Source organism: uncultured Campylobacter sp. (assembly GCF_937949835.1).
Lineage (GTDB): Bacteria > Campylobacterota > Campylobacteria > Campylobacterales > Campylobacteraceae > Campylobacter_B.
Window position 1 is genome coordinate 1 of sequence record NZ_CALEDC010000214.1, and the last position, 10,091, is coordinate 10,091.

Annotated in this window: 8 protein-coding genes; 7 read left to right on the forward strand and 1 reads right to left on the reverse strand. The window is 47.0% G+C overall.

Features of this window, described 5'->3' with window-relative positions; genetic code table 11:
• The 6 genes from Q0256_RS04975 to Q0256_RS05000 all read left to right on the forward strand — a co-directional run.
• A partial coding sequence (locus Q0256_RS04975) for a thiamine pyrophosphate-dependent enzyme (protein ID WP_297960640.1) occupies nucleotides 1-645 on the forward strand: 645 nt, incomplete at its 5' end.
• Nucleotides 646-755: 110 nt separating this feature from the next.
• Entirely contained in the window at nucleotides 756-1,448 is a 693-nt protein-coding gene (locus Q0256_RS04980; RefSeq protein ID WP_297960643.1) for an aspartate/glutamate racemase family protein, read from the forward strand.
• A gap of 118 nt (nucleotides 1,449-1,566) precedes the next feature.
• Nucleotides 1,567-1,890 carry a DUF2325 domain-containing protein gene (locus Q0256_RS04985; RefSeq protein WP_005870807.1) on the forward strand — a complete coding sequence of 108 codons (324 nt, stop codon included), beginning with the start codon at nucleotides 1,567-1,569 and terminating at the stop codon, nucleotides 1,888-1,890.
• On the forward strand, nucleotides 1,883-3,118 hold the full coding sequence (locus Q0256_RS04990; RefSeq protein WP_297960646.1) for a hypothetical protein: 1,236 nt from the start codon (nucleotides 1,883-1,885) through the stop codon (nucleotides 3,116-3,118). The genes Q0256_RS04985 and Q0256_RS04990 overlap by 8 nt, the downstream gene beginning before the upstream one ends.
• 11 nt (nucleotides 3,119-3,129) lie before the next feature.
• The gene (fldA, locus tag Q0256_RS04995) at nucleotides 3,130-3,621 is read left to right on the forward strand and encodes a flavodoxin FldA (protein WP_177389208.1); all 492 of its coding nucleotides are present in this window, start codon (nucleotides 3,130-3,132) and stop codon (nucleotides 3,619-3,621) included.
• 301 nt (nucleotides 3,622-3,922) lie between these two features.
• Nucleotides 3,923-4,699 carry a hypothetical protein gene (locus Q0256_RS05000; protein ID WP_297960649.1) on the forward strand — a complete coding sequence of 259 codons (777 nt, stop codon included), beginning with the start codon at nucleotides 3,923-3,925 and terminating at the stop codon, nucleotides 4,697-4,699.
• A 600-nt stretch (nucleotides 4,700-5,299) separates the two neighbouring features.
• Here Q0256_RS05000 and Q0256_RS05005 read toward each other — a convergent pair.
• Nucleotides 5,300-8,743 (reverse strand): acyl-[ACP]--phospholipid O-acyltransferase, encoded by a 3,444-nt coding sequence (locus Q0256_RS05005; RefSeq protein ID WP_297960652.1) that lies wholly within the window; start codon nucleotides 8,741-8,743, stop codon nucleotides 5,300-5,302.
• A 97-nt stretch (nucleotides 8,744-8,840) separates the two neighbouring features.
• On the opposite strand from Q0256_RS05005, the gene Q0256_RS05010 reads away from it, so the two are divergent.
• The gene (locus Q0256_RS05010) at nucleotides 8,841-9,368 is read left to right on the forward strand and encodes a hypothetical protein (protein ID WP_297960655.1); all 528 of its coding nucleotides are present in this window, start codon (nucleotides 8,841-8,843) and stop codon (nucleotides 9,366-9,368) included.
• Nucleotides 9,369-10,091: the final 723 nt, after the last annotated feature.

Here is a 10,091-nt window from a genome sequence, read left to right on the forward strand (position 1 = left end):
GGGCTCGATCACGTGCTGGCTACCGGCGAGGACGTGAACGTGCTGGTGCTAGATACGGAGGTTTACTCAAACACCGGCGGGCAGAGCTCCAAGGCTAGCCGCCGCGGCTCGATCGCGCAGTTTACCGCGGGCGGTAAGGCGGTGCAGAAAAAAGACCTCGGTCAGATCGCGATGACCTACGGCAACATCTTCGTCGCGCAGGTAAATTCCAACGCAAACCAAGCCGCGACGCTAAAAGCGATCATGGCAGCGGAGGCTTACCCGGGGCCTAGCCTCATTATCGCGTATTCGCCGTGTATCGCGCACGGTATCAAAGGCGGCATGGGCAGCTCGGGCGATCAAGCCGAGCTTGCGAGCAAATGCGGCTATTGGCCGACCTACACCTTTGATCCAAGACTTGCGGCTGAGGGCAAAAATCCGCTTAAAATTTCATCCAAAGAGCCGGACTGGAGCCTTTATGAGGAATTTTTGCTAAACGAAGTCCGCTACAACGCGCTTAAAAAGATCGATCCGGAGCACGCGGGCAAGCTTTATGAGGCAAACAAAGCCGACGCGATGAGGCGCTACCGCCAGCTCAAGCGGCTTGCGAATGCCGATTTCGGCGATGAGGTTATCTCTGCGGGCGTCGCGAGCGAGAATGCTTAAGCTTTGCGGCTATTTGTTGAAATTCCGGCTCTGCGAATTTTGCAATCCGGAATTTTATTAAATTTAGCGGGATTGCATAAAATTACGTATAAATTTTAAAAGGAAAATCCATGAAAAAAATCGGACTAATCGGCGGCATGAGTTACGAATCTACGATTACCTATTATGATGGGATCAATCGCAAAATTAACGAGCGTCTAGGCGGGCTAAGTAGCGGCGAAATCCTGCTAAGTAGTCTAAATTTTGACGAGATCGAGCGGTGTCAAAGAGATAATGAGTGGGATAGGGCAGGTGAAATTTTAGCTCGTCACGCGCGGATTTTGCAAAGCGGCGGCGCGGATTATATTTTTCTTTGCACCAACACGATGCATAAGTGCTACGAGGCGATAAAAGCCGCCATCTCCGTGCCTTTCGTGCATATCGCGGACGCCACGTTAAGTGAGCTGCGAAAACGTGGCGTGCAAAAAGTAGGGCTGCTCGGCACGATCTACACGATGACGCAGGATTTTTACAAACAGCGCTTGATAGATGGCGGCGTAGAGGTACTCGTGCCAAATGCGGACGAAATGGAAGCGGTAAACGAAGTAATTTTTAATGAGCTTTGCTTCGGTAAAATCTTACCGCACTCCAAAGAGAAATTTTTACGGATTATTGAAGGACTTAGGGCTCGCGGCGCGCAGGGAGTGATACTGGGCTGCACGGAGATCGGGCTGCTCGTATCGCAAGCAGATACCGCCGCGTGGCTATTTGATACTACGCAGATCCACATCGATGCGGCAGTAAGTCTAGCTTTAAGCGAATAAATATCAAATATGAACCGGTAAAATTCCGGCTTATAATTTCAAATTTTTATATACATTATCAGTTAAATTTAATCTTTCTCTGTTATAATAACGACTATCAATCATAAAAGGGGATGAAATGAACGTTTTAGTTATAGGAGCAGATGAGATTACACCCATTAAGGCGGTTTTAAAAGACCTTGGCGCGAGTAACATCGAGCACTGGGATGCACGAAACGAAAATCGCGTAAATCGTAAGCCGATCCCGCAGGATACGGAGTGCGTCGTTATGCTTACGAGCTTTTTAAACCACAACACGATGAAAAAAATCAAAGGCGAAGTAAAAAAGCGCAAAATCCCGCTCGTATGCGCTAAAAGAAGCGTTAGCTGCGTATTTTGCGAATACTGTAAGGTTTTCAATTTAAATCAAGAATTCGGTTGCAGACCTTGCGAAGATGATTAAAATTCCAAGGAATTTAAATAATGCCGGCAAGCCCAGGCAAGCGGTTAAAAAATCGCGCACTACGCCGCAATCAAATGCTTACGACGATGAAACAGGCGAGCTAAATTCCAAGGATTTTTTAAATTCTAGTAAATTTAACGCTACTTGCCTTGCACACGCCGAAAGCAAGAAATTTAACGGCAAATTTAAAAAGTTTTCAATTGGTAAATCGGACGCACTTAATTATAATGCCTCTAAGTCGCATGCTGCAAAGAGTGCGCAAAAAGGCGGCGCAAATAGGAATTTTACAGCAAGGGCTTTTTACGACACTAGCTCCGCGCAAAAGAATTTTTTCTGCGCTAAGCGTTCGGACGAGAAATCAGCTTTATTACAAGATACTGCCGCATCAAAACGAGATATCGCGGCGCGCAAAAAACGCCAAAAAGTGGATCTGCGGCGCGATAATGAGCTTATTGATGATGAAATTTTAAATGCCGAAGCTTTTAATAAAAAATTCTTTTGCGGCGAGATTTTTGGCTTTGATGCGAACGGGCGCGAGATTGTGCCAGAGGCGTTGCAGGATTATGATGCGGCTTCGCGAGCGCGAGCGATGCTAGCTCTATATAATTTTAACGTTAATGCGGATTATAGAATTCCGCCCGCAAATTTAAAGGGCGCTTCGCAGTTTCGAGCGGCATTTTTAAATTTTATCGCTTCCGAGCTTAGGCGCGGGGCTCGTAAAATTTACCGCTTCAAGCTCACCGTAAAATTTTGCGCGGCGGATAATGCGATAATCTTTTCTTATCTGCGCGGCATGCCGCTGCCCGTATTTGCCGCTAAGCCTGCTTATAAGCTAACTAGTGCGATCGTGAGTCTGCGTAGCGGATTGCTGCTAAACGGAGACGATGCATTTCGCAACTTCGTATTTTGCAAAATCGCGCTTCGTAATGCAGGCGCACAGCTGCAGCTTGTGGGCAAATCAGGCGAGCTCATTGTAGTTCGCAAGAGCGGTTTTAGCCTAGGCGTGGTTACGAGCTTTAAAAAAATTTTACCTCAAAATCCAGCCATTTATGATAATGATATAAAAAAAGCGCTAGAGCTTTGCCGCGGAGCAAACCTCGATGCCGTGTATCTTGTATATCCAAAAAATGAAAATTTTAACCGCCATGTCGAGATAAAAAGCGAATGCTTTAAGGGAAATTTCATTATGAAATTAGTACCATACAAGCTTACCGACAAAATTTATTAAAAGGATACCAAATGGTTGGAATTATTTTTGGAAGCTCGATGGGCAATACCGAGGACGCCGCGAAGCTAATCTCCGAAAAGCTAGGCATAGAAAACGAGCTAAAAAATGTCGCGGACATCGCGCCTGCAGATCTAAATAAATACACCGCGCTCATCATTGGCAGCTCCACGTGGAACGACGGCGAGCTGCAGGATGACTGGGCGGGCTTTGATTTCTCAGCCCTTGATGTCGCGGGCAAGACCGTCGCGATTTTCGGCATGGGCGATAGCTCAAGCTACAGCGACGCCTACTGCAACGCAATGCGCGAGCTATACGACAACTTCAAAAAAGCGGGTGCAAATATCGTAGGCGCAGTGCCTACCGACGGATATGAATTCGACGAGAGCAAGGCCGTAGTGGACGGCAAATTCGTTGGTCTCGCGCTAGACAATGACAATCAAAGCGACCTCACCGAGAGCCGCATCGAGGCGTGGGTAGCGCAGATCGCTCCATCTTTTAAATAGTCCTCCTTCAAATTTGCCGTGAAGCGCCTGCTTCGCGGCAAATCAAAATTATCATTAATGCTTTAGCCAAATTTCAAAACTATAAGATTTAAAAATCTCTTTCTGCTTGTAATTTTTTTGTATCACACTGGCAAATAAAATTTAGCCTATTTTATCACATAAAATTTTGTTGCCGATAAATTTAGTGAGATTTTAAAATATTCCGCTAATGCTTAACAATTAATCTCAAAATTTACCTCAAATTTAATCAAATTTTAAGCGGGGGGGCTAGTATTTCTTACTTTAATCTTAAGGAGTAAGTATGAAGCTCAGATATATGATGGGTGCCGTAGCGGCGGCTTTGGTGTTAGCAGGATGCGGTGAGGACGAGATAGAACTCGTCAAAAACTATACTTTGCCCGATTTTAAATCTATGAGTATAGGCACGGCGATCGAGGGGTCAAAAAAGTGCAAAAATATCACGTGGTCAAAGGCTGATCGCGGCGGATTAAAATCCGTCACGATGGTGTGCGACATAGATATGGAAGCACTGAATGCCGAACGCGAGAAAGCGACTAAAAAACGTCTTGAGGAATATAAGAAAAAGACTTTAGACATGGATATAGATAGTGCTATGAATTTCTACAAGGGCAAAGCCTATGATAAGGATGGCTTGCTTCAGTTAGCCAACAAGCTTTGCAAACTAAACGACGCGAAATTCCAAGAGACCATAAAAGCAAAAGGGAAAATAGAATACGATGATCAGAAGGAATTGATCGATTGCGATAAGTCGCTAGAGGATGAAATTCTAAAAGACCAAGACCCTAAAAAATCTAAGACATATCTACCGGGCGTATTAGATTTCTTGAAAAGCGCGGTGTATTATTCGCAATTGACGCCCGAGCAATTAAAAGCTAGTTATGGCGCATCTAATAAAAAAGCGCCGTCTAGCGCAACGATAGAGCTTAATTTCGTCGTCAATAATGATAAAAGCGTAGATTTGGCGCCGGGATTTAAGATAACGTCCGATGGCAAAGAGGAGCCTGCCGGCAAAAATGATACATCTAAAGACGCACTAGCAGTATTTTATGCAAGATAGTACGCTGCGGAATTCTTGAGTAGCGGAGCGGAATTTTAAAATTCGCTCCGTTACGAAATTTAAAGAATTTCATTCTCGGTAAAATTTCATAGAATTTCGATAGAATTTTGCGGAATTTCGTCTGCGGTTTCGACGTAAAATTTTAATGCGGAATTTCATGGCTGAGTCGATATGTCGCGCTTGTTTGCCACGATTAAAATTCCTTTTTATGTCGCGGCGTGGAATTTTAAGCACGGAATTCCATATTTTACTAAGACGCCTTATGCGCGTAATTTTAAAAACTGAATTAATCGAAATTTAGCAGCTATATTTTTCTCAACTTTGAATTTTACAGTCTGAAATTTAACGCCTTAGAACTCCCCGGCTTCACAAATCCACATCGCGAAATTCTGCCGTTGAGCTTCTTGTTTTATAGCCAATAACGACGAGCAGCGTCAGTAGCCTCCATAAGCTTACACACGGCGCATTTTATTACAAAGTTTTTTAAAATTTAAATCGATTAAAATTTCGCAGCGCGAAATTTCCTAGTTCTGTAATACAGCCAAAATTCCGCGGTTTTAAAGCCTCGCACTAACCAAATCCTTTTACTTAGATTTTGTCCTAAAGCCCGAGCTCTATCGCCAGATCCTTTACCGCTTTGAGATTTACCTTGCCGCTGCCGAGCACCGGGATTTGCTCCACTTTTTTTACGACGCTTGGCTGCATTATCGGCGCCAGCGCGGAGTCCTTTAGGCGGCGCGAAATTTCATCCTCGCTCGCCTCACCCACGTAAAGCAGAGCGATCTTTTCGCCCTTTTTCTCATCTTTTAGGTTTACGCACGAATAGATCGCGCTTTCGCCCAAAATTTCGCCCACGGCGCTCTCTACTGCGCCCAGGCTTATCATCTCGCCGCCGATTTTGGCAAAGCGCGAAAGGCGGTCGGTGATAAATAAAAACCCGTCGTCATCGATATAGCCGATGTCGCCGCTCTTGTAGTAGCGCACGCCATCCATTTGTGCGATCGCCTCAGCAGTTTTGGCCGGCTCATCGTAGTATTCCTTCATAACCTGATGTCCGCCGATTAAGATAAGCCCCTCCTGCCCGTTTGGCAGCGACTGCAGCGAGGCAAGATCGGTGATCTTTATGACCGTGCCCGCAAGCGGCAAGCCGACGCTCTTTTCGCGGTTGAAGTGAAGCTCTTTGAAAAAATCGGGCTCGAGGACGTTCGGCGTATTTACGCTCACCACCGGCGCAGTCTCGGTCGTGCCGTAGCCCTCGTAAATTTCGATGCCGAATTTTATCTTAAATTCCTTGCGGACGTTTTCGTTTAGCTTCTCCGCGCCCGCAATCGCTAGGCGGATGCTTGCCAGCATTAGAGGATTGAGCCTTTTGTTTTTGGTGTAGAGCCTAAAAAACGTCGAAGTGCCGAACATTATCGTAGCGCCGTATTTTGCGCTCATCTTGCCGACGCTAAAGGCGTCCGTAGGATCGGGCACGTGGATGCTTAAAATTCCGTCGTTTAGCGGAAAGAGCGTCGTTACGGTAAGCCCGAAGCAGTGAAAGATCGGCAGCGACGCTAAAATCGCGTCGTGCTCGGTGGCGTTTATGAGCTCCGAAATTTGGCGGACGTTCGCCATTATATTTTTATGCGTCAAAACCACGCCTTTGGGCTTTCCCTCGCTGCCGCTGCTAAATAAAATCGTAGCTACGTCATCTATCGCGTGCGGCTTAAAATACAGCGCGCGAAATAAAATTTTAGGCATTAGCAGCGATTTTAGCGCGCAGGCTATGCGCTCGTTTTTAGAGACGCCCTCGCTTAGATCCTCAAGATACACGAGCCGATCGCCGATCGAACTTTCCAGCTCAAAGCCCTTTGATTTGAGCTTTTCTACGAATTTGCGCGAGCTGATGATCGTGCGGATATTTGCTTTATCCGCGCAGTAGATTAAGTTCTCTTCGCTTAGCGTGTAGTTTAAATTTACGCTCGTTTTGCCCATCGCAAAAAGCGTTAAATTTACAGCGCTTGCGATGACCGAGCTAGGCAAAATGATACCGACGTTTTCCTCGCTGCTTATGCGACTTTTTAGTCTTTTGCGAAGTATCAAAACGGCGCTCATCATCGCTAAATTTGTGAAGCTCACTCCAGTGCTATCGACCGCCACGCGCTTAAAAGGCGATCTTTTGGCTTGATTTAGCCAGTTGTAGGCAAGCGGCTTTAGGCTTGCGAGATATTTGCCCCAGCTGAAAAACGACAGCTCCGTTACCGCGCGCTTTACCTCGTGCGCCTTGGAATTTGCCTCGATCGGCGCACCGAAGCTTACGCGAAGCGCGTTTTTGCCGTTTTGCGAGATCGTTCTTTTATAATGCTCGCTGGCGCGCGAAAACGTCGATCCCCAAAGCCCTCTTATATAAAAAGGCACGATTACGGAGTTCGTATCGTGCGCGGCTAGCTCAAATCCGCCCTGAAACTCGTCTATGCGGCCGTTGTAGCTGATGTGTCCTTCGGGGAAGAGCCCCACTACTTCACCAGCATTTAGCGCCTCGCGAATGCTTTCGATCGCGCTTTTGCTTACGCCCGCTCCGATCGGGATGACGCGGAAAATTTTAAAAAACCACTTCAAATACCACAGATCATAGTAGCTGCGATGCATCACGAAGCGCACCCCGCGCGGGCATGCAAGCTGCACCACCGCCCAATCGATCCAGCTGATGTGGTTACCCAAAAGCAGTACGCCGCCTTTTTGCGGGATGTTTTCGATGCCGTCTACGTGGACTTGGTAGCCAAATTTCATAAACGGAATGAGTAAAATTCTAACAAAAAGCTGCGGCAGATATTTCGCGCCGAATATCCCGCAAATGAGCACGCAAAGAGCAGCCATAACGAAAATTTCGCCGCTGGCGACCGCAAAATGCACCAAGATGATGGCGATGAGCAAAAACAGCACCATAAAGATATTTTGAATAAAATTTGAACCCGCGAGCACCCGTCCCATGCGTTCATCGGCGGTAAAAAACTGAATAACGGCGTTGAGCGGCACGATGAAAATTCCGCCGCTAAATCCGAAGAAAAACGACGCCGCACCGAGCCAAAATACGGAGTGCGCGTTGGCTAGCACCATTAGCGCGAGCGCAAGCCCGAATGCGCCGAACGGCACGATACCGAGCTCGATATGTTTTTTACAATAGCTGCCCGCAAAGATCGAGCCTAGCGCGATTCCGATCGCACTAAGCGCCAAGATCACCTGGATCACCATTACGTTATCACTGCCGCTAAGGCTCTTGTAGTGAGCCGGGAAGGTCGCGATCACGAGCTGTGAGACTGCCCAAAACATCGAAAGTCCCAGCGTGCAGAGCAGGACGTTTTTGTCTTTTAGTACAAAATTTAAATTTTGTCTTAGATAGCGAAGCTTAAGATAGTCGTCTTTATTAAATTCCGCCTGTGGTTGCGCGGCGTCGAAGAATGGAATTTTATACGAGTAGTATGTTTCAAGCACGGAGCCCGCGACCAAAAGCACGCCGATGAACCAAACCGAGCTCATCAGCTCGCCCGCATCGCTGCTGCGGGCTGCAAATAGCTCGAAAATCACCGAAAAAACAAGCGATGAAAGCAGAATCGCGATGATGGTAAGAGCCTGCACGAGGCCGTTTGCCGCGCCTAAATTTTTCGCGCCGACGATCTTTTTAATCAGACCGTATTTGGCGGGCGAGTAGATCGCGCTTTGCGCCGCAAGCAGGATCGTCATAAAAAATGCGAAATAAAACCATCCGCACAGATATCCGAGCGTAATAAGCGCGGTAAGCGCGACGCCGAGTTTCGCGCAGATCCGCGTAATGCGGGTGCGCGAGAATTTGTCGTTGAGATAGCCGCTGGCGCTAAAAAGAAATACGTAAGGCAGCAAAATCAGCAAATTTACAAGCGAGGTAAGGGCGATGAGGGCGCCCGAATCGGCGCTTTTAACAAGGACGTTTTGAATCGTGATCTTATGGCCCAGATCGACGCTTGCATTGATAAACATAATCGCCAAAAACGGCAAAAATCCGTTGATTTTTAGTAAAGATTTCACGGGCGCTCCTTTAAAAACGGGATTTTATCTCACGGAAGTTAACGGACGCAAATTTAAGGCGGCTTCGCTACAATTACGCAAAAATTAAAGGAAAAATATGAAAGTACGTATCACCAATCGCGACGTCGATAACCTCAATAAATTTATGCTGCTTTACAGCAAAAAGGCGCGTAAGCAGCGCCTCATCAGCACCTACGCCATACCATTTGAGTTTTTGCTTATGGGCATCATCATCGACGGGCTTTTAAAAACGGCGCCGATTGCGAGTGTGGCGTCGGTTATTTTGGGTGCGGCGTGGCTTATTTTTTATCCGAAATTTTACCGCCGCATGCTAAGAAAGCATCTGACTGCCGCCAAACTCGCGCAAGACTCGAGCGTAGAGATGGAATTTATCGCGGGCGAAGATGAAATTTCATTTTCAAAGGGCGAGCCGCGCGCAAGCGAGAAATTTGCCGCGCGCTCGCTAAATCGCATCGCTGCGGGCGGAGAGAATTTTTTCTTGGCGTTTGATCGCGGCTTTCACATCGTCCTTCCCAAAAATGCCGAGACGGACGCCGCGGTGCGGCATCTCGCAGATCTGCGCGGGCTGCAGATCGAGCCCGTGGATATGGACGTTGAAATTTAAAGCTTTGCTTTTAAATTTACGGCTCGTAAAATTCGCGATATAAATTTAAAATTCTAGAATTTCGCTATGTAAAATTCTATCTTTGGAATTTACTCGCGGCAATGTTTTCTCTTAAGGGGGATGGGCTCTACTTACTCTGTGCTTCGCTTGCGCTCGCAAGAAACGCTGCCAGGCTAAGAGCCTTGCGTCGCTACGCTCGTTTTATAAGAGCGCCCCCTCTTTTTTTAAAAAAATCCCCCAACCCCCAGCGCGCTCAAGGGGCGAGCCTTGCGGTTCGCGTTAAATTTTTATATCGCAAGAATCACAGTTTTGTATTCATCTACTTAGTAAATTTAACATAGGCGTAGCCTGCACCGCTTAAAGCGTCGTCGGGGGTTGGGTGGGGTTTTGGGGCGAGCAGAGCAATGCGGTGCTGTGGAGGCGGCGTCCTGCAAGAAGTGTGACCTCGCAATGGGACCCCTTCCCGCCCCAAGAGAAACATATCGCGGGCTAAAATTTAAACGGAATTTCATTTTGTAATAAATTTAAAATTTCTCTATGTAGAATTTGCCTCTAGGATTTGGGGTGTGGCAGCGTTTTCTCTTAAGAGGGAAGGGGCGCTACTTGCGAGGCGCTCCCCTTCCCCCTTAAAATCCCCTAACCCCTGGCACGCTCAATGGGCGAGCCTTACGGCTCGAGCATTTTTATTTAACGGCTTACGCTACATATTTGAAATTTTAAATT

What these genes read in the sequence shown, in the direction of transcription:
- Q0256_RS05010 (WP_297960655.1), top strand. Translation starts at nt 8,841, where the DNA reads ATGAAAGTACGTATCACCAATCGCGACGTCGATAACCTCAATAAATTT.
- Q0256_RS04985 (WP_005870807.1), top strand. Translation starts at nt 1,567, where the DNA reads ATGAACGTTTTAGTTATAGGAGCAGATGAGATTACACCCATTAAGGCG.
- Q0256_RS04990 (WP_297960646.1), top strand. Translation starts at nt 1,883, where the DNA reads ATGATTAAAATTCCAAGGAATTTAAATAATGCCGGCAAGCCCAGGCAA.
- Q0256_RS05000 (WP_297960649.1), top strand. Translation starts at nt 3,923, where the DNA reads ATGAAGCTCAGATATATGATGGGTGCCGTAGCGGCGGCTTTGGTGTTA.
- fldA (WP_177389208.1), top strand. Translation starts at nt 3,130, where the DNA reads ATGGTTGGAATTATTTTTGGAAGCTCGATGGGCAATACCGAGGACGCC.
- Q0256_RS04980 (WP_297960643.1), top strand. Translation starts at nt 756, where the DNA reads ATGAAAAAAATCGGACTAATCGGCGGCATGAGTTACGAATCTACGATT.